Origin of the sequence: Rhizobium sp. TRM95796, from assembly GCF_025779995.1 — a bacterium.
In the GTDB taxonomy this organism is placed as follows: Bacteria; Pseudomonadota; Alphaproteobacteria; order Rhizobiales; family Rhizobiaceae; genus Rhizobium_E.
In genome coordinates this window covers 45,794-68,877 of the sequence record NZ_JAOXHE010000008.1, presented here as the reverse complement: position 1 = coordinate 68,877, position 23,084 = coordinate 45,794, and the positions used below count along the sequence as shown (strand labels likewise).

At 62.5% G+C, this 23,084-nt stretch carries 25 protein-coding genes; 19 read left to right on the top strand and 6 right to left on the bottom strand.

All coding sequences use genetic code 11. From position 1 onward, the window contains the following. Positions 1–334: 334 nt before the first annotated feature. Genes OCK01_RS16800 through dnaQ form a run of 5 tightly spaced genes read left to right on the top strand, consistent with a single transcriptional unit; the run spans position 335 to position 3,942 of the window. The gene (locus OCK01_RS16800) at positions 335–1,153 is read left to right on the top strand and encodes a pyruvate, water dikinase regulatory protein (protein WP_182827939.1); all 819 of its coding nucleotides are present in this window, start codon (positions 335–337) and stop codon (positions 1,151–1,153) included. A 27-nt stretch (positions 1,154–1,180) separates the two neighbouring features. Beyond that, positions 1,181–1,777, top strand: a complete 597-nt coding sequence (locus tag OCK01_RS16795; RefSeq protein WP_263824930.1) for a Maf-like protein — start codon at positions 1,181–1,183, stop codon at positions 1,775–1,777. Then, complete coding sequence (locus OCK01_RS16790; RefSeq protein ID WP_263824929.1) at positions 1,770–2,630, top strand: shikimate dehydrogenase; 861 nt, start codon at positions 1,770–1,772, stop codon at positions 2,628–2,630. The genes OCK01_RS16795 and OCK01_RS16790 overlap by 8 nt, the downstream gene beginning before the upstream one ends. After that, positions 2,630–3,220: a dephospho-CoA kinase gene (coaE, locus tag OCK01_RS16785; protein ID WP_263824928.1), complete on the top strand. Its 591-nt coding sequence runs from the start codon at positions 2,630–2,632 to the stop codon at positions 3,218–3,220. The genes OCK01_RS16790 and coaE overlap by 1 nt, the downstream gene beginning before the upstream one ends. Positions 3,221–3,222: 2 nt before the next feature. Further along, positions 3,223–3,942 carry a DNA polymerase III subunit epsilon gene (dnaQ, locus tag OCK01_RS16780; RefSeq protein WP_263824927.1) on the top strand — a complete coding sequence of 240 codons (720 nt, stop codon included), beginning with the start codon at positions 3,223–3,225 and terminating at the stop codon, positions 3,940–3,942. A gap of 51 nt (positions 3,943–3,993) precedes the next feature. Here the strand turns inward: dnaQ and secB are convergent, their stop codons facing one another. Together secB and OCK01_RS16770 are read right to left on the bottom strand one after the other, a co-directional pair. Next, positions 3,994–4,473 carry a protein-export chaperone SecB gene (gene secB, locus OCK01_RS16775; protein WP_182827934.1) on the bottom strand — a complete coding sequence of 160 codons (480 nt, stop codon included), beginning with the start codon at positions 4,471–4,473 and terminating at the stop codon, positions 3,994–3,996. Between the two features lie 175 nt (positions 4,474–4,648). Then, entirely contained in the window at positions 4,649–5,146 is a 498-nt protein-coding gene (locus tag OCK01_RS16770) for an FxsA family protein (RefSeq protein ID WP_263824926.1), read from the bottom strand. A 95-nt stretch (positions 5,147–5,241) separates the two neighbouring features. On the opposite strand from OCK01_RS16770, the gene OCK01_RS16765 reads away from it, so the two are divergent. The 5 genes from OCK01_RS16765 (at position 5,242) to gyrB (ending at position 10,577) form a co-directional block, all read left to right on the top strand. Continuing rightward, on the top strand, positions 5,242–5,955 hold the full coding sequence (locus OCK01_RS16765) for a Tim44/TimA family putative adaptor protein (RefSeq protein WP_263824925.1): 714 nt from the start codon (positions 5,242–5,244) through the stop codon (positions 5,953–5,955). Positions 5,956–5,960: 5 nt separating this feature from the next. Then, the gene (locus OCK01_RS16760) at positions 5,961–7,076 is read left to right on the top strand and encodes a murein transglycosylase A (RefSeq protein WP_263824924.1); all 1,116 of its coding nucleotides are present in this window, start codon (positions 5,961–5,963) and stop codon (positions 7,074–7,076) included. Further along, entirely contained in the window at positions 7,066–7,620 is a 555-nt protein-coding gene (locus OCK01_RS16755; RefSeq protein WP_263824923.1) for a Smr/MutS family protein, read from the top strand. The genes OCK01_RS16760 and OCK01_RS16755 overlap by 11 nt, the downstream gene beginning before the upstream one ends. After that, positions 7,617–7,994: a helix-turn-helix domain-containing protein gene (locus OCK01_RS16750; protein ID WP_263824922.1), complete on the top strand. Its 378-nt coding sequence runs from the start codon at positions 7,617–7,619 to the stop codon at positions 7,992–7,994. Before OCK01_RS16755 ends, OCK01_RS16750 begins: the two co-directional genes overlap by 4 nt. Before the next feature lie 144 nt (positions 7,995–8,138). Further along, on the top strand, positions 8,139–10,577 hold the full coding sequence (gyrB, locus tag OCK01_RS16745) for a DNA topoisomerase (ATP-hydrolyzing) subunit B (protein WP_182827930.1): 2,439 nt from the start codon (positions 8,139–8,141) through the stop codon (positions 10,575–10,577). A gap of 86 nt (positions 10,578–10,663) precedes the next feature. Here the strand turns inward: gyrB and OCK01_RS16740 are convergent, their stop codons facing one another. From OCK01_RS16740 to OCK01_RS16730, 3 genes are all read right to left on the bottom strand, one after another. Then, complete coding sequence (locus OCK01_RS16740; RefSeq protein WP_263824921.1) at positions 10,664–11,251, bottom strand: nitroreductase family protein; 588 nt, start codon at positions 11,249–11,251, stop codon at positions 10,664–10,666. A 263-nt stretch (positions 11,252–11,514) separates the two neighbouring features. Continuing rightward, a complete protein-coding gene (locus tag OCK01_RS16735; protein WP_263824920.1) occupies positions 11,515–12,612 on the bottom strand; it encodes a mannitol dehydrogenase family protein in 1,098 nt (365 codons plus the stop codon). An 8-nt stretch (positions 12,613–12,620) separates the two neighbouring features. Continuing rightward, complete coding sequence (locus OCK01_RS16730; protein ID WP_263824919.1) at positions 12,621–13,502, bottom strand: GntR family transcriptional regulator; 882 nt, start codon at positions 13,500–13,502, stop codon at positions 12,621–12,623. 134 nt (positions 13,503–13,636) lie between these two features. Between OCK01_RS16730 and OCK01_RS16725 the strand changes: the two genes are divergently transcribed. The 9 genes from OCK01_RS16725 (at position 13,637) to OCK01_RS16685 (ending at position 22,691) form a co-directional block, all read left to right on the top strand. Further along, positions 13,637–14,659: a zinc-binding alcohol dehydrogenase family protein gene (locus tag OCK01_RS16725; RefSeq protein WP_263824918.1), complete on the top strand. Its 1,023-nt coding sequence runs from the start codon at positions 13,637–13,639 to the stop codon at positions 14,657–14,659. A 175-nt stretch (positions 14,660–14,834) separates the two neighbouring features. After that, entirely contained in the window at positions 14,835–16,157 is a 1,323-nt protein-coding gene (locus OCK01_RS16720; RefSeq protein ID WP_263824917.1) for a polyhydroxyalkanoate depolymerase, read from the top strand. 162 nt (positions 16,158–16,319) lie between these two features. Continuing rightward, positions 16,320–16,757 (top strand): DUF2852 domain-containing protein, encoded by a 438-nt coding sequence (locus tag OCK01_RS16715; RefSeq protein ID WP_182827925.1) that lies wholly within the window; start codon positions 16,320–16,322, stop codon positions 16,755–16,757. An 82-nt stretch (positions 16,758–16,839) separates the two neighbouring features. Beyond that, entirely contained in the window at positions 16,840–17,598 is a 759-nt protein-coding gene (locus OCK01_RS16710; protein ID WP_263824916.1) for a M48 family metallopeptidase, read from the top strand. Positions 17,599–17,673: 75 nt separating this feature from the next. Beyond that, entirely contained in the window at positions 17,674–18,327 is a 654-nt protein-coding gene (locus OCK01_RS16705; RefSeq protein WP_137157001.1) for a phosphoribosylanthranilate isomerase, read from the top strand. Positions 18,328–18,338: 11 nt separating this feature from the next. Then, on the top strand, positions 18,339–19,559 hold the full coding sequence (gene trpB, locus OCK01_RS16700) for a tryptophan synthase subunit beta (RefSeq protein WP_263824915.1): 1,221 nt from the start codon (positions 18,339–18,341) through the stop codon (positions 19,557–19,559). A 5-nt stretch (positions 19,560–19,564) separates the two neighbouring features. After that, positions 19,565–20,404 carry a tryptophan synthase subunit alpha gene (gene trpA, locus OCK01_RS16695; protein ID WP_263824914.1) on the top strand — a complete coding sequence of 280 codons (840 nt, stop codon included), beginning with the start codon at positions 19,565–19,567 and terminating at the stop codon, positions 20,402–20,404. A 46-nt stretch (positions 20,405–20,450) separates the two neighbouring features. After that, positions 20,451–21,329 carry an acetyl-CoA carboxylase, carboxyltransferase subunit beta gene (accD, locus tag OCK01_RS16690; RefSeq protein WP_263824913.1) on the top strand — a complete coding sequence of 293 codons (879 nt, stop codon included), beginning with the start codon at positions 20,451–20,453 and terminating at the stop codon, positions 21,327–21,329. Between the two features lie 21 nt (positions 21,330–21,350). After that, positions 21,351–22,691 (top strand): bifunctional folylpolyglutamate synthase/dihydrofolate synthase, encoded by a 1,341-nt coding sequence (locus tag OCK01_RS16685; protein WP_263824912.1) that lies wholly within the window; start codon positions 21,351–21,353, stop codon positions 22,689–22,691. Positions 22,692–22,741: 50 nt separating this feature from the next. Here the strand turns inward: OCK01_RS16685 and trxA are convergent, their stop codons facing one another. After that, positions 22,742–23,062 carry a thioredoxin gene (trxA, locus tag OCK01_RS16680; protein ID WP_182827918.1) on the bottom strand — a complete coding sequence of 107 codons (321 nt, stop codon included), beginning with the start codon at positions 23,060–23,062 and terminating at the stop codon, positions 22,742–22,744. Between the last annotated feature and the right edge of the window lie 22 nt (positions 23,063–23,084).

Sequence of the window (23,084 nt, the reverse complement as noted above, 5' to 3'; positions counted from 1 at the left end):
CAAGGATTATCAGGCCTCAACAGGTTTTTCCTTCCGCGACGCAAGCGCACAGGAGTCGGGAGCGCGGAATCCCCGTCTTGTGGATAAACGGCAGCCGAGCGGATTCAGCTCGGGAATCCAAAGCTTTGACGACAGCTGCTTTCGATCTCGTCTGTGGATGATCGAAGAACTGAATCTTCCGTCGATGAAAGCATGAGTCTTTTCCACACCCCTGCCTTTCCGTTCTCCGCGCGGGCTTTCGCTGTGGACAAATCGGGGGTTTTCCCAGAGAGCTTGTGCCGCATGGTCCGAAACGGCACTTTATCCACACTGCTCAACAGGGGGCGCCAAAAGCGTGGAAAACAAGAAGAAATTCTTTCACCTGCACCTGATCTCCGATTCGACGGGCGAGACGTTGATCGCAGCGGGACGGGCCGCCGCCGCTCAATTCGGCGATTGCATGGCGGTCGAACATGTCTATCCGCTGGTGCGCAGCCGCAAGCAGGTGAGTGACGTGCTGGCGGCGATCGACGAGGAGCCCGGCATCGTGCTTCACACCATCATCGATCGGGACATCGCCGCCGTCATCGACGAGACCTGCGGCGAGATGGGTGTGCCTTGCGTGTCGGTCATCGAGCCGGTGCTGGAAATCTTTCAGTCCTATCTCGGGGCGCCCAATCGGCGGAGAGTGGGAGCGCAGCACCAGTTGAACGCCGGTTACTTCGCCCGTATCGAGGCGCTCAATTTCACCATGGATCACGACGACGGCCAGTTGCCGCACAATATCGACGAAGCCGACGTCATTCTTCTGGGCGTCAGCCGGACATCGAAAACCCCCACGGCGATCTACCTCGCCAATCGCGGCATCAAGACTGCCAACATCCCCCTGGTTGTCGGGGCCAAGCTTCCGGAGAAACTCTTTGCGGCCAAACGCCCGTTGATCGTTTGCCTTGTGGCGAGCGTCGACCATATCAGCCAGGTGCGGGAGAACCGGATCCTCGGCTCTACCTCCGGCTATCAGGATAGTTATACGGACAGGGCGACCATCTCCGAGGAGATCAAATACGCCAGGCAACTCTGCGCCCGAAACAATTGGCCGCTGATCGACGTCACCCGAAAATCGATCGAAGAGACGGCCGCGGCGATTGTTGCGCTTCGACCTAAGCTTCGTTAGTCCTCGGCGTAATAGAGGAGGCATGGCATGGCCAGATTGATATTGGCGTCCAAGAGCGCGTCGCGTCGTCAACTGATGAGCGGCGCAGGGCTAGTCTACGAGGCGATCAGCGCCGATATCGACGAGCGCGCCGTCGAAGAACCGCTGCTGGCGCGAGGCGCGCATCCGGACGAAGTCGCGCGCGGCCTGGCGGAAGCGAAGGCTCTGCACGTGTCCTTGGATCATCCCCAGGCATTCGTCATCGGCTCCGACCAGACGCTGTCGCTGGGTGAGCGCATCTTTCACAAGCCGCGCGACATGGCGGAAGCGGCCGATCACATCCGCGCCTTTTCCAGCAGGACGCATCATCTCAATTGCGGCGTCGCCGTGGCCCGTGACGGCAAGGTCGTTTGGTCCGACGTCTCCATAGCGCACATGACCATGCGCGCGATCTCCGAGCCGTTCCTGTCTCACTACCTCGAACTTTCGGGCGACGGAATCCTGCAATCCGTCGGCGCCTACCAGTTCGAAGGGCCGGGCGTGCAATTGTTCGAACGGATCGAGGGCGACTATTTCACAATCCTCGGCCTGCCGATGCTGACGCTGCTCGCCGGCCTCCGATCTCTGGGAGCCATCAATGGCTGATTCACGTGAAACATCGTTAAAAAAGGCTTTCGTCTGCGGCTTCCCGATCCGGCATTCGCGCTCGCCGATGATCCATACCCATTGGTTGAAGACGTTGAAGCTCGAGGGCTCCTACCAGGCGGTCGAGATGGCGCCAGATCAATTCGCCGACTTTATCGACATCGTGAAGAGCGGCGCATCCGGCTATCGGGGCGGCAATATCACCATCCCGCATAAGGAGGCGGCTTTCGCTCTCGCGGATGAACCCGATGAGATCGCCCGCGAATTGGGTGCGGCGAACACGCTCTATCTCGAGCAAGGCCGTCTCATGGCGACCAATACCGATGGTTATGGCTTCCTCGCCAATCTCGACCAGCGGGCCGTAGGTTGGGATGATCGTCGCGATCGGGCGGTGGTGCTGGGGGCGGGGGGCGCCAGCCGCGCGATCCTTCAAGCGTTGCGGGATCGCGGCTTTTCAGAGATTCACGTCTTGAACCGCACGCTCGCGCGGGCGCAGGAACTGGCCGACCGCTTCGGCCCGCGCCTTCACGCCGCGCCGATCGACGCGCTCGCCGAGCGACTGGCCGGGGCCGATCTCTTCGTCAATACGACGTCGCTCGGCATGGACGGCGCGGATGCGCCGGCGATCGATTTTTCACCGATGGCGGAGGGCGGACTGGTCACCGATATCGTCTATGCGCCGTTGATCACCCCCATACTCGCCATGGCGAAGCAACAGAGACGACCAGTCTGCGACGGTCTCGGCATGCTGCTGCACCAGGCCGCACCCGGTTTCGAGAAATGGTTCGGCGTTCGCCCAGACGTGACCGACGAACTGAGAGCGTTGATCGTCGCCGATCTGGAGCGGCATTGATGCTGCGGCTGGGACTGACCGGATCGATCGGCATGGGCAAGTCGACGACCGCGGATCTGTTTCGCGGCGAAGGCGTGCCGGTGATCGATGCCGACGGCATCGTCCATGACCTCTATCGAGGCGAAGCCGTAGCGCCGATCGGCGCCGCTTTTCCCGGATGTGTGGTCGATGGCGTGGTCGACAGGAAATGCCTGTCTGCGGCCCTGGCCAGCGAACCGGATCGCTTTCGCGACCTCGAAGCGATCGTGCATCCTCTGGTTTGGACGAGAGAGACAGCGCTTCTCGATTCCTACCGCGAATCCGGCGAAAGATTGGTCGTGCTCGATATCCCGCTCTTGTTCGAGAACAAGGGGGAAGCGCGTGTGGACAAGGTCGTGGTCGTCACTTGCGATCCCGATATCCAGCGCCGTAGAGTTCTCGCGCGGCCGGGCATGACCGAAGAGAAATTCATGCTGATCCTGTCGCGACAGATGCCGGATGCGGAGAAGCGCAAACGCGCCGACTACGTCATCGACACCGGCCTCGGTATCGAGCACGCTCGCGCGGACGTGAAGCGCATCCTGGGCGAATTTGGACTTGGAGATCGCTGACCATGCGGGAAATCATCTTCGACACGGAAACCACCGGCCTCGACTCGCGCGAGGATCGCATCATCGAAATCGGCGGCGTGGAGCTTCGGGATCACTTTCCGACCGGTAGGACAATCCATCTCTATATCAATCCCGATGGCCGAAAGGTCCATCCGGACGCCTTGGCCGTGCACGGAATTACCGACGAGTTTCTCGCCGATAAACCCGTCTTCGCCAATGTCGTCGATGAAATTCTGGAGTTTTTCGACGGCGCCCAGTGGATCGCCCACAACGCCAATTTCGACATGGGCTTCATCAATGCCGAGCTCGCCCGGATCGGTTTGCCGGCTATCGCCAATGAGCGGGTGGTCGACACGCTGCAGATGGCGCGGCGCAAGCATCCGATGGGACCGAATACGCTGGATGCGCTCTGCCGTCGTTACGGCGTCGACAATTCACATCGCCTGAAACACGGCGCGCTTCTCGATTCCGAACTGCTCGCCGAAGTCTATATCGAATTGATCGGCGGCCGGCAGACGGCGCTCGGCCTGGCGGGACCGGAACGGAGCCGCGCCCAGCAGATCGAAGACCAGTCCGACATCATCACGCTCACGCGCCCTCAGCCGCTGCCTTCGCGTCTGTCGGCTGTTGAAGCCGAAGCGCATAAGGCGTTGGTCAGGAAAATGGGCGACAAGGCGATCTGGATGAAATACGGCCTCGGCGCGGAGCCGGCAAGCCAATAAAAAACGCCCGGCGGAGGCCGGGCGCTTTCGAATGCAAGCCTGTCAAGCTGCTCAGTTGTTGGCGGCGACGCGCGCTTTAGCCTGTTCTTCGGCCATGCGCTGCTGGAACATCACCGCGAAATCGATCGGGTCGATCATCAGCGGCGGGAAGCCGCCATTGCGGGTGGCGTCGGCGACGATCTGACGCGCGAAGGGGAACAGCAGGCGCGGGCATTCGATGAAGAGCACCGGCAGCATATGCTCCTGGGCGAAGCCTTGAACGCGGAACAGGCCGCCATAAGCGAGCTCGGCGTGGAAGACCACCTTGTCGCCATCCTTGGCCGAGGCGTCGAGCGTAAGCACCACATCGAAATCGGTGTCCGACAGCGGATTGGCGTTGACGTTCACCGAGATATTGATCGACGGGGCCTTGTCGCGCGCCTGGAGCGAACGGGGCGCGCCCGGATTCTCGAAGGAAAAGTCCTTCACATACTGCGCCAGAATGTTGATGGCCGGCTGCGCTTCGACGCCGTTCGCATTTTCGTTCGACATGATCTCTTTCCTCATCGCCAGGGCGAATGACTGGTTCGCCTCAAAGATTCCATTGTCCGGGGTTCACGGCGACGGGCCGGCGGTGAAGTTCGACTTCTCTGACCGAAGCATAGGGCGCTGAGCCCCGGGGCTTGCCATCTAGCATCTAGGCCCGATGCTTACAACCCTCGGCGCCTCAGTCCGGCCGTTCGAGCCGCGAAGCGTCGGGATCCGCCGCACGGCGAAAGTCCTCCGGCGAGAGATCGACGAAATCGCGGTTGGATCGTGCGTCGCTATTTGCGGGTCCCCGGGAATGACTGGAGCTGTAATAGCTGCGCATCTCGATCGAACTGGCCCAACGCCGCCAGATCAGACGGCGGACGGGCGGCAGAAGCAGGAGAAGCGCGGCGATGTCGGTCAGAAATCCGGGAATGATCAGCAGCACGGCCGCGACCGCAATCAGGAAGCCGTCCGCCAGTCCTTCTCCGGACAGGCTCTCGCGGCGCAGATTTCGGTTCAGTTTCTTCAGCGCGCCCAGCCCCTGCCGTCGCAAGATCATCACGCCGGCAAATCCGGCGAGCAGCACCAGAAGAAGCGTCGGTCCGACGCCGATCCGTTGTCCGACGAGAATGAAAGTCGCGATCTCCAGGATCGGCGTGGCGAGAAACGCCAGAAGCGGCAGAGTGGTGCGCATTGTAATTCCCTTGTCTCCTCCGTTTGAATGATATTCATAGGACGACTATATGGGAAGCGAAGCAGGCAATTTAAGAACCGAGGGCAAAGCCAGCCATGGGCACAGACAGTATCATCACCCTGTTTTTCCTGATCGTTGCGGCGTTGATTTTTTTGAACCTCCGCAGCGTTCTGGGAAAACGCACCGGGCATGAGAAGCAGCCCTACGATCCTTTTTCGCCGCGCGAATCCGCACGGGAGGCCGAACGGCCCCAGCCGCCGGCGGAAGACGGCAAGGTCATCACGCTGCCGCGGCGCGGCGCATCCGAACCTGAAAATCGCTATCAGGCCATCGATGATTTCGCCCCGCCCGGCGCCGCGCTGAACGAATCATTGCGCCGGATCGTCGACGCAGACCCATCGTTCGACCCGCAGCAATTCGTTCAGGGAGCGCAGGCGGCCTATGAAATGATCGTCACCGCCTATGCGGAGGGCGACCGCAAGACCTTGAAGAACCTGCTTTCCAACGACGTCTATGAGGGCTTCAACGCCGCGATCGCCGAGCGGGAGAAGGCGGGCGAGAAGGTCAAGTTCAGTTTCGTCGGCATCGATAAGGCGGAAATGGTTGCGGCCAATCTCGAAGGCCCGGAGGTCACCGTGACGATGAAGATCGTCAGCCAGCTGATTTCCGCCACCTATGACAAGGCGGGAACGCTGGTGGATGGCAATGCCGAAGATGTGTCCGAGGTCAAGGACCGCTGGACCTTCCTGCGCGACACCCGTTCGCGCGATCCGAACTGGAAGCTCGTTTCGACCCAGTCGGAAGGCTGACCACGATGAGCTTCGGCCTGATCCCGGCGGCGTATTCCGAACTGCCCGGCTGGGCCGAAGACGATCCCAGCGATCTGCTCGGGTCGATGCGGCGTTGTCTCGCGCATGGTCGCGAGGTCAAACCTTATCGAACCGGGGCGCTGGGATTGCGCCCCGAATTGCTTGCGGAGATTTTCGAGCAGGCGGTCGAGATCGATCCCCAGGGCCCGGCCGAAATGCGGACATTCATCGAGACCCGTTTCCAGCCGTTTCGCATTCGGCCCGCCTCCGGCGACGCGGGTTTCGTCACCGCCTATTATGAGCCGATCGTGGATGTTTCAGAACATCGAGACCACGAGTTCCAGCACCCCTTTTATCGCCGCCCCTCGGACCTGGTCGATCTCGACGAGGCCAATCGCCCCCTTGAGCTCGATCCTTCCTACGCCTTCGGCCAGCGGCGACCGGATGGGACGATCTGCGCCTATCTGGACCGCGGCGAGATCGATCGCGGCGGATTGGCGGGCCGGGGGCTGGAGATTGCCTGGGCCCGGTCGCGCGTCGACGTCTTTTTTGCTCATGTCCAGGGCGCTGCGCGGTTGCGCTATCCGGACGGCGCGATCCGCCGCATCACCTATGCCGCCAAGGCTGGACATCCCTTCTCCGGAATCGGCCGGCGGTTGATCGAGCTCGGAGAAGTCGCCGAGGCGGAGATTTCCATGCAGTCGATCCGCGCCTGGCTCGCGGCGCATGAAGATCGGCAGGACGAAATCCTCTGGACCAACCGCTCCTACATCTTTTTTCGGGACGCCGAGGTCAGCGATCTCGCCTTGGGGCCCGTTGCCGCCGCCAAGGTTCCGTTGCAGCCGATGCGCTCGATCGCGGTCGACAGAACGATCCACACGTTTTCGTCACTGTTCTATCTCTCATCGGACAGCCTCACGCATCTCACCGGCGGAAAACCGTTTCGTCGGCTGATGATGGCGCTCGACACCGGTACGGCCATCGTCGGTCCGGCCCGCGCCGATATCTTCACCGGCTCGGGCGACGCTGCGGGCGAGCTTGCGGGCAATGTGCGCGACGCCGCCGATTTCTTTCTTCTTCTTCCCCATCGCGCCGCACGGGAGCTGGGTTATGGCGAGTGAGAAGAAGCTCTCCCACGAAGACCGCATTCTCTGGGGCAAAGTGGCGCGCACCACCCGTGCGCTGCCGGGTCGCATAGGCGATATCGACGCTTTTGAAATCTTGATGAAGGAGCATGAATCCGGCGAAGCAAACTCGCCGCCGAGCCTTGTGTCGGCGCCCATGAGCGAGCCTGCGCCCACCCCCCGCCCGCAACAGCCGCGCCATCATCCACTCGAAAAGCCGGTCAAGCGAAAGCTCGCCAAGGGGCGGCTGGAGCTTGAAGCGCGGATCGATCTGCATGGCCTTTTCCAGTCCGAGGCGCACGCCATCCTGCATTCCTTCTTGGTCCGCGCCCATGAACGCGGCCTCCGGCATGTGCTGGTGATTACCGGCAAGGGCGGTTCGATCGGCAGCGACGGCGCGCTCAAGCGCGCGGTGCCGCTCTGGTTTTCCAAGCCCGATTTCCGTCCCCTGATTTCGTCCTATGAGCCGGCGGCCGCCAATCACGGCGGCGACGGCGCGCTTTATGTGCGCCTGTCGCGCAGCCGCGGTGAACGGTCATGACGCCGTTCGGCGAGGCCGTGCGGCGGCTGCGCCGCGAACGGGGCGTCAGCCAGAAGCAGATGGCGGCGGCATTGGGTGTGACGCCGGCCTATCTCTCAGCGCTCGAAAACGGCCATCGCGGCCGGCCGAGCTTCGATTTCCTCCAGCGTGTCGCCGGTTATTTCAACATCATCTGGGATGAAGCCGACGATCTCTTCCGTGTCGCTTCCCATTCGCACCCGCGGGTCGTGGTCGACACGACAGGCCTGCCTGCGGCTTACACGGCCCTGGCCAACCGTCTGGCGACCGAAATTCGCGGCCTTCCGCCCGATGCCGTGACGGAACTGACGGAAACGCTCGATCGGATCGTTTTTCTACGGGAAAAAGCCCGCTAGCGACCGGTTTTACGCCCTATTTCCATGGCCACGCTTTGGCCTTTCGGGGAAAAATCCTATAGTCGGTCACCTTCTGAAAAGTGATTCGCAAGGCCGATTTTTCGCCTTCGACGATTTTGCAAGACAGCCAAGAGAAAGCCATCCATGACCGGACCCACCGAAGACGACGCACCGGCGCCCGCCGGCGAATACGGCGCCGATAGCATCAAGGTTCTCAAGGGCCTCGACGCGGTGAGAAAACGTCCGGGCATGTATATCGGCGACACCGACGACGGGTCCGGTCTGCATCACATGGTCTATGAGGTGGTCGACAACGCCATCGACGAAGCGCTGGCCGGCCATGCCGATCTGGTCACCGTCACCCTCAATGCCGACGGGTCCTGCACCGTCACCGACAATGGCCGCGGCATCCCCACGGGCATCCATCACGAGGAGGGCGTTTCCGCCGCCGAAGTGATCATGACCCAGCTGCATGCCGGCGGCAAGTTCGACCAGAACTCCTATAAAGTCTCCGGCGGTCTGCATGGGGTCGGCGTCTCGGTCGTCAATGCGCTGTCGATCTGGCTCAAGCTGAAGATCCGCCGCGAAGGCAAGATCCATGAGATGAGCTTCACCCACGGGGTCGCCGATGCGCCCCTGAAGGTGATCGGCGACTCGCCGAATGAAACCGGCACCGAAGTGACCTTCCTGCCGAGCCCCGACACCTTCACCAAGACGGTTTTCGACTATCAGACGCTCGAACATCGCCTGCGCGAACTGGCCTTCCTGAATTCCGGCGTCCGCATCGTGCTCACCGACAAGCGTCATTCCGACATCAAGCAGGAAGAGCTTCTCTATTCCGGCGGTCTCGAAGCCTTCGTCGCCTATCTCGATCGCGCCAAGAAGCCGCTGGTCGACAAGCCGATCTCGATCAGCAGCGAGAAGGACGGCATCACCGTCGAAGTCGCGATGTGGTGGAACGACAGCTATCACGAACACATGCTGTGCTTCACCAACAACATCCCGCAGCGGGACGGGGGCACCCATCTCGCGGGTTTCCGCGGGGCTCTGACCCGCCAGATCACCGGCTATGCCGAGAGCTCCGGCATTCTCAAGAAGGAAAAGGTCTCGTTGACCGGCGACGATTGTCGTGAAGGCCTGACCGCCGTTCTTTCGGTGAAGGTGCCGGATCCGAAATTCTCGTCGCAGACCAAGGACAAGCTCGTTTCCTCCGAAGTCCGCCCGGTCGTCGAAAACCTGGTCAACGAAGCGCTCAACCAATGGCTCGAGGAGCATCCGTCCGAGTCCAAGACGCTGGTGGGCAAGGTGGTCGAAGCCGCGGCCGCCCGCGAAGCCGCCCGTAAAGCGCGCGAATTGACCCGCCGCAAGGGCGCGCTCGACATCGCCTCGCTTCCCGGCAAGCTGGCCGACTGCTCCGAGCGCGATCCCTCCAAGTCCGAACTGTTCCTCGTCGAAGGTGATTCGGCAGGCGGCTCGGCCAAGCAGGGCCGCTCGCGCGAGAACCAGGCGATCCTGCCGCTGCGCGGCAAGATCCTCAACGTCGAACGCGCCCGCTTCGACAAGATGTTGTCGAGCCAGGAAATCGGCACGCTGATCACCGCGCTCGGCACCGGCATCGGCAAGGACGAGTTCAACGCCGACAAGCTGCGCTATCACAAGATCATCATCATGACGGACGCCGACGTCGACGGCGCCCATATCCGCACGCTGCTGCTCACATTCTTCTTCCGGCAGATGCCGGAGTTGATCGAGCGCGGCCATTTGTTCATCGCCCAGCCGCCGCTCTACAAGGTCAGCCGTGGCAAGTCCTCCACCTATCTGAAGGACGAAAAGGCGCTGGATGAATATCTCATCGACGCCGGCCTCGAAGATGTGTCGCTGCGTCTCGGCGGAGGCGAAGTTCGCATCGGCGCCGATCTGCGCGACGTCATCCAGGATGCGCTGCGCGTCCGCACGCTGATCGACGGTCTGCATTCCCGCTACAACCGCGCCCTCGTCGAACAGGCCGCGATCGCCGGCGGTCTCAACGCCGAACTGATGAGCGACCGCGCCCGCGCCGAAGCCGTGGCCGCCGAAATCGCTCGCCGCATGGACGTCATCGCCGAGGAGACCGAACGCGGCTGGACGGGTGAAATGTCCGACGCCGGTTCGCTGCGTTTCGAACGCATGGTGCGCGGCGTCAAGGAATCGCTGGTCATCGACATGGCGCTGATCGGCTCGCAGGATGCGAGGATGATCGACCAGATGTCGTCGCGCCTCGGCGAAATCTATGGCGTGCCGCCGGCGCTGGTGCGCCGCGAAGGCGAGACCGAAATCGCCGGCCCGCGCATGCTGCTCGAATCGGTCTTCGCCTTCGGCCGCAAGGGCCTGTCCATGCAGCGCTACAAGGGTCTCGGCGAAATGAACGCCGAGCAGCTCTGGGAAACCACGTTGGATCCGAATGTCCGCTCGTTGCTTCAGGTCAAGGTGCAGGACGCCACCGACGCCGACGGTCTGTTCTCCCGCCTGATGGGCGACGAGGTGGAGCCGCGCCGCGACTTCATCCAAGAAAACGCCCTCAGTGTCGCCAATCTCGATATCTGATCGCCTTCGATACGCGTCGCCTTGATACGAAAACGCCGGGTTATCCCCGGCGTTTTCTATGATTCACGTGAAACATTCAGAGTTTGTTAGGCTTTGAATTCGCCTTTGAAAGCAAATTCCGAGACCGGCATGCGGTCGCTCTTCACTTCGCGTTCCTGCAGTTTTTCGGGCAGGGCCTCCCTGGGGCCCAGCTTGCCGATCGCGATAGCGCTTTCCACCTTGTAACCTTCGGGAATGGAGAAGACCTCCTTGGCCTTTTCGCCCTCGACGCCGCCCATCGAATGCGCGTGATAGCCGAGCGCCTCGGCCTGCAAGGCGATGGCGAGGCCGGCGGCGCCGGTGTCGTAGGAATGCCAGCGCAGTGGGCTCTGAGCGCCGTCGGCATTGACCGTCTGGGTCTTCGACACGACGAGCAGCAGCGCGCCCGCCTTGGGGGTCCAAACCTGGTTGAAGCCCATCAGCACCGAGACGAGCTTGTCGAATTCAGGCGTTCCGTTCAAACCATAGACGAAGCGCCAGGGCTGGGTGTTGCTGGCCGAGGGCGTCCAGCGGGCGGCCTCGAGAATGGTCATCAGCGCCGATTCCGGCAGGGCTTCGCCGGTGAAGGAGCGGGGCGACCAGCGCTCCACGAACATCGAGGCGGCGGGATGGTCGGCGTGGCGGCTATCGGACATGTCTATTCCTTGTCGAGAATGTAGCCGCACCCGATCGGGATGCGGCGCAAGGTTGATTTCAGCATCGGTTCGGACCGAGCGGGCTTTCTGCGCATCGGGCATACGACCCGGGGAGGAGCACGCGCTAGCAAAAGCCCGACGGCCCTCCGTGCTTGCTGTTGAACAAGCGGGCGGAAACGAACCGAAGATGCGGCTGCGATAAGAGTCGAGCCGGCGGAAAACATCAACCACCGGATCGGAGGACGCAGCGTTTATTGAACGCACTAGGCGGCCGTTCGGATCATATTTTCGAGAGTGGGCGTATGGACGCCGGTCCAGTCGAGAAAGCCGCCGGCGCGTCGGCGGATCTTTTCGAGGTGGTTCTGGGCGATGTCGGAGAGCCGGTGATTGAGGAACGGGTTGCGGAAGCGCTCGATCGTCTGGCGCGCATAGGCCTCCGCCTCGTCCCTCATGCCGTGAATGGCGAAGCCGGGGATGATCTCCTCGGCGTAGAGTCGCTCCAGGAAATCGAGATACTCCGGCCGCGCCAGCAGATCGCGCACCACCATGTCGCGCGGCAGGTCCGAGGCCAGCCACTTCTCGGTCATCGCCGTATGGCCGAGATTGAGAATGAACAGCTTCAGCCGTTCATACGAAGAGATATCCGGCGCTGTCACGATATCGGGATGCAGACAGGGCAGGATCTGGCCGGGCCGTGTTTCGATCGCCCAGAGCGCATAGGGTTCCGCCACCGCGCCAGCCGGCTCGATCGGCTCGGAGACGATACGGTCGACCAGCGTGTTGGAGAAGATGACCTCGCTCTCGAGCCAGTCGTGAAACGACTGCGGCAGCCGCCACCGCGCCGCGAGCCTCAGGACGATCCCCTTCAACGCATCGCCATTGCGCGAAATCAGCTCCGCCGGAAGGATGGTCAGCGCCGCCCCGCCGGTTTCGAACCGGCCGAGCAGGAGCTTGGTCAATTTGCCGGGAAAGCTCTCTGGCGCGCCCTCCGGCATCACGTCTGCTTCGGCGCCGATGTCGAAACCGGCGTCGCCGGTATTGGAGATCACCGCTCTGGCTTCTCCAGAGAAGATCCGAGCCGTCTCGGCCCAGTCGTCATGGATCGACAGCGCCTTTTTCACGGAGGTGATCCGCCTGGTCTCGTCGATCACTTCGCCATCTTTCAAACCGCGGATGCGCACGGGAAACCCCTCTTGCGCGGCGAGCGCCGTCAGCCGCTTGCTGCGTTCGCCGGATCGTGTCGTCTGGACGATGGTGATGGGGCCAATCGCCTCGCCGCGCGTCAGCGCTTCGCTGACGAACAGATCGGCATGGGCCTGCAGAAATCGGCTGGTGCCGAATTGAAGAATGGGCGTCGTCATCATGGGTCTCAATGGGGAACGGAGGCGATCAGCGTTTCGCGCGCCGATGCGAGATGAATGCGGCAGGCGGCGTCGATCCGGGCGGGATCGCGCGAGCGCAGCGCGGCGATATAATCGAGATGTTCGCGCAGCGCCCGCTCGTTGCGCGCCCGGGCATGCGTCTTGTTCCACTGATAGTGATAGTGGAATATGAAGGCGATCACGTCGTGAAAATCGATCACGAAACGGTTGCCCGAGGCGCGATGCACGAGCAGATGGAACCGCTCGTCCAGCGCCGAAAAATCCAGGAAGCGGTTTTCGATGTCGGCGAGCAGGTCGTGATGCTCGTCCTCGATCGCATCGAGCTCCGCCCAGGCCGGATGCTCGGGCGGCAATCTGGCGAAGGCCGCGGCCGATTTGAATTCGAACATCTCGCGCACTTCGCTGAGTTCGAGCGCAAAATTCAGCGTGAAACCCTTGAGCACCCAATGGCTGTTGGGTCGCTTCTCGATCAGGCCGAAGCGCGAGAAACGGATCAGGAATTCACGCACGCTGGTCGTGCCGGCCCCGACTTCGCGGGCGATCTCCGCCTCGCTGATCTGCGCGCCCGGGCTGGCTTCGCCGGTGAGGATGCGTTTCATGAAGGCGCGTTCGATGATTTCGTTCAGCGAATTGGTTTCTTCGGCGGGAAAATAGTCTTCGTCCTTGGGTGGCCGAAGCACGATCTTGTTGCGCTTGTCCCATTCGATCAGGCCGCTGTCGCGCATCCGCCCGAGGATCGCTCGCACCGTGGTGCGGCTGATGCCGTATTTCTCGCCCAGTTCCGGCTCCGACGGCAGGTTTTCCTGCTCCTCGATATCGCTCAGGCACCTGTTATAGGCCTCCTTGAACAGCGTATTCTGCCGCGCCATAGGTCCTCCGTCCGCCCCTGTCGCCACGTTCCCCGACGACAGATCCTCCCATTGCGCGAATTGTATATTGTAGATAAAAGACAAAAGCAATTCGCATGACGCCGCTCGAGGGAGCGGCGAGGGGAGGAAAGACGATGAAAGCGATTCTGTGCGCCGAACCCGGTCGGCTCGAACTGGTGGAGCGCGCCGCGCCTCAGCCCGCGGAGGCCAGCGAAATCCGGCTGAAGGTCAGCCACATCGGCATTTGCGGCACCGATTATCATATCTATGAAGGCAAGCATCCCTTCCTCGCCTATCCCCGCGTCATGGGTCACGAGATCTCCGCTCATGTCATGGAGGCGCCCGCCGGCTCCGGTCTCGAACCCGGCGATCTCGTCGCTGTCAATCCCTATATCGCCTGCGGGCGCTGCATCGCCTGCCGCCGCGGAAAACCCAATTGCTGCATGGCGATCGAAGTGCTCGGCGTTCATCGCGACGGCGCCTTCTGCGAGGAAATCGTGGTGCCCTCGGTCAATGCTTACCCGGCGAAAGGCCTGTCTCCGGAACAGGCCGCGACGGTGGAGTTTCTCGCCATCGGCGCCCATGCCGTGCGCCGCGCCGGTTCCGTCGAGCCGGGAGCGCGCGCGCTCGTGGTCGGCGCCGGTCCTATCGGTTTGGGAACAGCACTCTTCGCCCGCATCGCCGGCTTCGAAGTGACGCTGATGGATCTGAGCGAAGAGCGTCTGGCGGAAGCGAATGGCCGCTTCGGTCTGGCGTCCTCCATCACCGTCGGCCCGTCCGCGCTCGATCAGGCCAAGACCATCACCGAAGGCGAAGGCTTCGAGGCCGTGTTCGACGCCACAGGCAATGCCGCCTCGATGATGGCGGCGCTGCCTTTCGTCGCTCATGGCGGCGTCCTCGTTTATGTCAGCGTGGTCAAGGACGACATCACTTTCGCCGATCCGGAATTCCACAAGCGGGAAATGTCGATCATCGGCAGCCGCAACGCCCAGAAGGCCGATTTCGATCACGTCATCGCCTCTATCCGCAGCGGCGCGATCGACACGGACCAGCTGATCACCCACCGCACCGATTTTCCGGGTGCGATCACCGACCTGCCGCGCTGGGCGCATCAGAAATCTGGGCTGATCAAGGCGGTCATCCAGGCGCAAGGCTGATCGGTGAGAATCATCACAAAGATGGTGCATTTCCCGCATTTCGTCACCAGATGTGATGACTTCGATCGACTTGGCGCGATCGCGTTTCTTGTCCATTAAGTCGGAACTGTTAGTGTCGATCATGAATTAACATGCGTGACCGGCGGTCCGGCCCAGGAAAAGGTGCAGGTTTTACATGTTCTATCACATCTACGAATTCGGCCACGCCGCCATGGCGCCCGCTCGTGCAACGGCTGAATCGCTCAGGATCGCGTATTCCAATCCCTTCAATCCGCTGTCCTACACTGCTCTCGGCAGGTCGATGGCTGCGGGGCTGGAAGTGTTCGAACGCGCCACCCGCCGCTATGGCAAGCCGGCCTTCGAACTGCCGACCACGACGATCGCGGGCAGACCGGCATCGGTGCACGAGCATGTGGTGCTCTCGAAACCCTTCTGTGATCTCCTGCATTTCGAGCGGGTTCTGCCCCCGGGTCATGGTCGCGATCCCAAGTTGCTGATCGTCGCGCCGATGTCCGGCCACTACGCCACGCTGTTGCGCGGCACGGTCGAAGCGCTGCTCCCCCATGCCGATATCTACATCACCGATTGGAAGGACGCCCGCATGGTGCCCTTGAGCGAGGGCTCCTTCGATCTCGACGACTATATCGATTACATCATCGACATGGTTCGGTTCATCGGTGAAGACACGCATGTCCTGGCCGTCTGCCAGCCCTCCGTGCCGGTCCTCGCCGCTGTCGCCCGTATGGAAGACGAAAACGATCCGCTTGCGCCCGCCTCCATGACGCTGATGGGCGGCCCGATCGACACCCGCATCAATCCCACCGCCGTCAACCAGCTTGCGCAGGACAGGCCGCTCAGCTGGTTCGCCGACAATGTCGTGATGCAGGTTCCCTGGCCGCAGCCGGGCTTCATGCGCAATGTCTATCCCGGCTTCCTGCAGCTGTCGGGCTTTATGTCGATGAACCTCGACCGCCATATGATCGCGCACAAGGATTTCTTTTTCCACCTCGTCAAGAACGACGGCGATTCCGCCGACAAGCATCGCGATTTCTATGACGAATATCTGGCCGTGATGGATCTGACGGCCGAATTCTATCTGCAGACGGTCGATACCGTGTTCATCAAGCACTCCCTGCCCAAGGGCGAGATGATGCATCGCTCCGCCCGCGTCGATTGCTCCAAAATTCGCCGCACCGCGCTCTTCACCGTCGAAGGCGAAAACGACGACATTTCCGGCGTCGGCCAGACGCATGCGGCGCAGACGCTCTGCTCCTCGCTCGCCGACGGCAAGCGCGCTCATTACGTCCAGCCGGATGTCGGCCATTACGGCGTCTTCAACGGCTCGCGCTTCCGCAAGGAAATCGTGCCCCGCATCATTTCCTTCATGCGCGAACATGGCGCAAGAACAGAGGCGGTCAATTCCAACTCGCCGGCGAAATCGTCCGCGCCGAAGCTCAGGCTGCCGCGTCGGGGCGCCCGGTCCCAGCCCAAGGACTGAGTTTCGCGTTATGCGTGTTTAAGCAGGCATTGAAAAACGCAAGACGTTTCAGGCTCTTGTCCGATTTCGACCGAGATCTGCTTGAATGCGTCACGGCGTTTCCCACATCGATTGCAATGGTCCGCGCTTTTGCGGGCCAGGCAATCGTGAGGAAACGACATCATGTACCGCACCGCCCCTCTCATACGGCCCGAATGGACGCCGGCCACCATCGCTTTGATGGTCCTCGGCTTCGTCGTCTTCTGGCCGCTTGGATTGGCCATGCTGGCATATATCCTGTTCGGCGATCGTCTCAGCGCCTTCAAGCGCGACGCCAATGCGCGTGTCGACGGCTTCGCCCGCGCCTGCCGCTCCGGCCGCTGGCGCGACAAAGGCTTCCAGTTCGCCTCGGGCAACATGGCCTTTGACGACTGGCGCAAGACCGAACTGGACCGCATCGAAGAAGAGCGCCGCAAGCTCGACGAGATGCGCGAGGAATTCGACTCCTATATGCGCGAATTGCGCCGCGCCCGTGACCAGGAAGAATTCGACCGTTTCATGCGCGACCGCGAGGCGCGCCGCAATCAGGTCGATACGCCCGATCAGGGTTATCCCGCCTGAGCAATCAACATCTCGACAAATCGAGCCGGCGCGTCATGCGCCGGCTTTTGTTTTGCGCGCTGAATCTGCTAGACCTCGTCTCATGTTGTCGCGGCTGTCCTTCCTGCAGAAACCCGAGCGGCCCAATGCGCCGTCCACTCGCACCCATGAGGTCGCGGGCCGGTCTCTGCCGCTCACCGTCAAACCAGACCGGCGCGCCCGCCGCATCACGCTGCGCATCGAGCCGGGCGGTCAGGCGCTGAAGCTGACCGTGCCCTTCGGCCTGAAGTCGCGCGAGATCGACGAGTTCCTCGCCCGCCACGAAGGCTGGTTGATGACGCGGCTCGCCCGCTTCCCGACCACCAACGCTTTGGCCGAAGGCCGCTATCTGCATCTGCGCGGCGTCGCCCATCGCATCGAACGCACCGGCCTCCTGAGGGGCCTGACCCAGATAACGGAGGTCGACGGCGAGGCTGTCATTCGCGTCGGCGGCGCCGAAGATCATCTCGCCCGGCGGCTCAAGGATTATCTGAAGGCCGAAGCGCGCAAGGATTTGGAAGCGCGGGCCCAGGCGCATGCCGCCGCAGTCGGCGCGACGATCAAGAGCATCACGCTCAAAGACACCAAGAGCCGCTGGGGCTCCTGCTCGCATGACGGCGCGCTCAGCTTCTCCTGGCGCATCATCATGGCGCCGTCTTACGTGCTCGATTACCTCGCCGCCCATGAAGTTGCCCATCTCAAGGAGATGAACCATTCCGATCGCTTCTGGGCGATCTGCGCCCGGCTCTGCCCGCGCATGAACGAGGCGCGGCACTGGCTGAAGCGCAACGGCGCGATGCTGCATGTGCATGATTTCGGCTGATTGCGCCGCATTGTGGGCGCCGGAACGACGTAAAAACGGCTCGACTCTTCCTCCATTTCATGCGAGTTGGGCCGGATGAAACTCGACATCAAAATCTGCGGATTGAAGACCGAAGAGGCTGTGGATCACGCCGTCCGTCTGGGCGCGACCCATATCGGTTTCATCTTTTTCGAAAAGAGCCCGCGCCATATCGAGCCCGCCGACGCCGGTCGTCTGGCCGATCGCGTCCGTGGCCGCGCCAAGATCGTCTCCGTCTCGGTCAATGCCGATGACGACGACCTCGACGAACTGATCGCGATGATCAAGCCCGATATTCTGCAATTGCACGGAACGGAGAGCCCTGATCGGGTTCTCACCGTAAAAGCCATGACGGGTCTGCCGGTGATGAAGGCCTTGTCGGTGTCGACGTCGGAGGATCTGGCGCGGATCGAGCCCTATGATGGGCTCGCAAACCGCTATCTGTTCGACGCCAAGCCGCCCAAAGGCTCCGAGCTCCCTGGCGGCAACGGCGTCAGCTTCGACTGGTCGTTGCTGACGGCGCTCGATCCTTCGGTGGATTACATGCTGTCGGGCGGACTGACGAAAGACAATGTCGGCGAGGCCATCCGCATCGCCCGTCCCAGGGGAATCGACGTGTCGTCGGGCGTAGAATCCGCCCCCGGCGTCAAGGACCTGGCGAAAATGGACGAATTTTTCGCCGCTGTGCGTCGCGCGACGCAGGCGGCCTGAGGAGAAAACGCGTGAACGAGATCGCAAAGCCCAATTCCTACCGCGCCGGACCGGATGAAGACGGCCGTTTCGGCATTTTTGGCGGCCGCTTCGTGGCCGAGACCCTGATGCCGCTGATCCTCGATCTGCAGGCGGAGTGGAACAAGGCCAAGACCGATCCGGAATTCCAGGCCGAGCTCGCCAATCTCGGCACGCATTATATCGGCCGCCCGAGCCCTCTCTATTTCGCCGAACGCCTGACGGCCGAGCTCGGCGGCGCGAAAGTCTATTTCAAGCGCGACGAACTCAACCACACGGGTTCGCACAAGATCAACAACTGCATCGGCCAGATCCTGCTCGCCAAGCGCATGGGCAAGACCCGCATCATCGCCGAAACCGGTGCCGGCCAGCACGGCGTCGCTTCGGCCACGGTCGCCGCCCGCTTCGGCCTGCCCTGCGTCGTCTATATGGGCGCGACCGATGTCGAGCGTCAGGCGCCCAACGTCTTTCGCATGAAGCTGCTCGGCGCCGAAGTGATCCCCGTCTCCGCAGGCAACGGCACGCTGAAGGACGCCATGAACGAGGCGTTGCGCGACTGGGTCACCAATGTCGACGACACCTATTACATGATCGGCACCGCCGCCGGCCCGCATCCCTATCCGGAAATGGTGCGTGAATTCCAGTCGGTCATCGGCAAGGAAGCCCGTGAGCAGATGCTCGCCGCCGAAGGACGCCTGCCCGACATGATCGTGGCGGCGGTCGGCGGCGGCTCCAACGCCATCGGCCTCTTCCATCCCTTCCTCGACGACAAGTCGGTTCGCATCGTCGGCGTCGAAGCCGGCGGCAAGGGCCTGGACGGCGAAGAACATTGCGCCTCGCTGACCGCGGGTTCGCCCGGCGTGCTGCATGGCAACCGCACCTATCTGCTGCAGGATGGCGACGGCCAGATCAAGGAAGGTCATTCCATCTCCGCCGGTCTCGATTATCCCGGCATCGGCCCGGAACATTCCTGGCTCAAGGATATGGGCCGCGCCGAATATGTGCCGATCATGGATGACGAGGCGCTCGCCGCCTTCCAGCTGCTCACCCGCACCGAAGGCATCATCCCGGCGCTCGAGCCGAGCCATGCGCTGGCCGAAGTCGTCAAGCGCGCGCCGAAAATGGGCAAGGACGAGATCATCCTGATGAATCTCTGCGGCCGCGGCGACAAGGACATCTTCACCGTCGGCAAGATTTTGGGAATGGGGCTCTGATCGCGATGACCGCACGCATGGACAAGAAATTCGCCGACCTCAAGGCTGAGGGTCGGCCCGCGCTCGTCACCTATTTCATGGCGGGCGACCCGGATTACCAGACCTCGCTCGAGATCATGAAGGCGCTACCGGGCGCCGGCGCCGACATCATCGAGCTCGGCGCACCCTTTTCCGATCCGATGGCCGATGGCCCGGCCATCCAGCTCGCCGGCCAGCGGGCGCTGAAGAACGGTCACTCGCTCGCCAAGACCATCCAGATGGCCCGGGAATTCCGCGAGAACGACCAGACCACGCCGATCGTGCTGATGGGCTATTACAATCCCATCTATATCTACGGCGTCGATCGCTTTCTTGACGACGCGGTCGCAGCCGGCATCGACGGGCTGATCATCGTCGATCTGCCGGTCGAGATGGATGACGAACTCTGCATCCCGGCCATCCGCAAGGGCGTCAACTTCATCCGCCTGACCACGCCCACCACCGACGACAAGCGCCTGCCCAAGGTGCTGACCAACACGTCGGGCTTCGTCTATTACGTCTCGATGAACGGCATTACGGGGTCTGCGCTGCCGGATCCCTCGCTGATCGCCGGCGCTGTGCGCCGCATCAAGAGCCATACCGACCTGCCTGTCTGCGTCGGCTTCGGCGTCAAGACCGCCGAGCATGCCCGCCTGATCGGCGCGGCCGCCGATGGCGTCGTGGTCGGCACCGCCATCATCAACCAGGTCGCGACCTCGCTGGATAGGGAAGGCCGCGCCACGGCCGATACGGTCCAGGCGGTCGTCACTTTCGTCAACGGCCTGTCCACCGGCGTGCGCGCCGCCCGCCTTGCAGCCGCCGAGTAAAACAGCCATATCGGGGCGGAAACGCCCCCGGTCAGGAGTTTGAGCCATGAACTGGATCACCAATTTCGTCCGTCCGAAGATCAATTCCATGCTCGGCCGGCCCACGGCCGATGTGCCTGAAAATCTCTGGATCAAATGCCCGGAGACGGGCGAAATGGTCTTCCACAAGGAACTGGAAGCCAACAAATGGGTCATTCCAAATTCCGGCTATCACATGAAGATGCCGGCTAAGGAACGTCTCGTCGACCTCTTCGACGACGGCCGCTACGAGGCTCTCCCGCAGCCGAAAGTGCCGCAGGATCCCCTCAAGTTCCGCGATTCCAAGAAATATGCCGACCGCCTCAAGGATGGTCGCGCCAAGACCAGCCAGGAAGACACGATCCTCGCCGGCGTCGGCCTCGTGCGCGGCGTCAAGATGGTCGGCGTCGTGCATGAATTCGCCTTCATGGGCGGTTCACTTGGCCTCGCCGCCGGCGAAGCCATCATCAAGGCCTTCGAGCGCGCCATCGCCGAGCATTGCCCGCTGGTGATTTTCCCGGCCTCGGGCGGCGCCCGCATGCAGGAAGGCATTCTGTCGCTGATGCAGCTGCCGCGCACCACGGTGGCGGTGGAAATGCTGAAAGAAGCCGGCCTTCCCTATTTCGTCGTGCTGACCAACCCCACCACCGGCGGCGTCACCGCGTCTTACGCCATGTTGGGCGATGTCCATCTCGCCGAACCCGGCGCGGAAATCTGCTTCGCCGGCAAGCGCGTCATCGAGCAGACCATTCGCGAAAAACTGCCGGAAGGCTTCCAGACCTCGGAATATCTGCTCGAACACGGCATGGTCGACATGGTCATTCGCCGTCACGACATTCCCGACACGCTGGCGCGGCTGACCCGCATGATGCTCAATCTGCCCGACGTCGTCGCCGAAGCGGCATAAGATCCGGACCGGGGAGGGGCCATGACCGCGACGCAACCGAGCCGCGCCGAACAGGAGATCGAACGTCTCCTCGGCATCTATCCGCGCGGCTTCGATTTGTCGCTGGATCGCATCCGCCGGCTTCTCGACGATCTCGGCCGCCCGCAGGACAGGTTGCCGCCGGTGATCCACATCGCCGGCACCAATGGCAAGGGATCGGCGACAGCCTTTTCGCGCGCGCTGATCGAGGCCGCCGGCCTGAGCTGCCACGTCCATACGTCGCCGCATCTGGTGCGCTGGCATGAGCGCTACCGCCTCGGCGCCACCGGCGGCGGTCGTCTCGTCTCCGACGAAAAGTTGCTGGATGCGGTTTTCCGCGCCGAACAGGCCAATGCCGCCCAGCCGATCACCGTCTTCGAATTGCTGACGGCGGTGATCTTCATCCTGTTTTCCGAACATCCGGCCGACGCGGCAGTCATCGAAGTCGGGCTGGGCGGCGAATTCGACGCCACCAATGTCTTCGATCATCCCGCCGTCTCGCTGATCATGCCCATCGCGCTCGATCATCAGGCCTGGCTCGGAGACACGATCGAACAGATCGCCGCCGCCAAGGCCGGCATCATCAAGCGCCGCCGCCCGGTCGTGCTCGGCAAGCAGGAAGATCCGGCGGCCCTCGACGTCTTGGTCAAAAAGGCCGAACGCGCCGGCGTCGACCCGGCCGTCTATGGCCAGGATTACTTCGCCTATGAGGAAAACGGCCGTCTCGTCTATCAGGATGACGACGGGCTGATGGATCTGCCGTTGCCGGCCCTGCCGGGCCGCCACCAGATCGCCAATGCCGCCGCCGCCATCCGCGCCGTGAAAAGCGCCGGCTTCGCGCTCAGCGAAGAGGTGGTCGCCCAGGCTATGAAATCGGTCAGCTGGCCGGCGCGCCTGCAGCGACTCAAGACCGGCAATCTCATTCCCTTCGCGCCGCCGGGCGCGGAAATCTGGCTGGATGGCGGCCATAATCCACATGGCGGCCGCGCCGTCGCCGAAGCCATGGTGTCCTTCGAGGAGCGCGAGCCGCGCCCGCTCTATCTCGTCACCGGCATGATAAACACCAAGGATCCCAAGGGTTATTTCGAGGCCTTCGAAGGCTTGGCCCACAAGGTCTATACGGTGGCGATCCGCAGTTCCGACGCAGGGCTCGATCCGGTCGCGCTCGCCCATGACGCCGCCGAAGCCGGCCTCCGCGCCGAACCGGCGACCTCCACCGCCGCGGCCCTCAGCCAGATCGCGGTCGAAACCGAAACCGATGCGGTTCCCCCGCGCATCCTCATCGGCGGTTCGCTCTATTTCGCCGGCACGGTGCTCGAAGACAACGCCACCCTGCCGGAATGACAAAGCCCGGCGCGAGGCCGGGCTCCATCGTCATATCTCAGATAGAAGTATCAGGCGGCGCCGGAGATCCAGGCGGTCAGCGCGGTCTTGGGCGACGCGCCAACCTTGATGTCGGCGACCTGGCCGGCCTTGAACATCGCCAGCGTCGGGATCGAGCGGACGCCGAACTGGGCGGCGAGCTGCGGATTTTCGTCGATGTTCAGCTTGGCGATCTTCACCTTGCCGGCATATTCCGAGGCGAGTTCTTCGAGCGCCGGCGCGATCATCTTGCACGGGCCGCACCATTCGGCCCAGAAGTCCACCACCACCGGCTCGGCGGAGTTGAGCACTTCTTCCTGGAAATTGTTCACGTCGACTTTGACGGTGGCCATCGGAAATCTCCTTCTTGGGGCG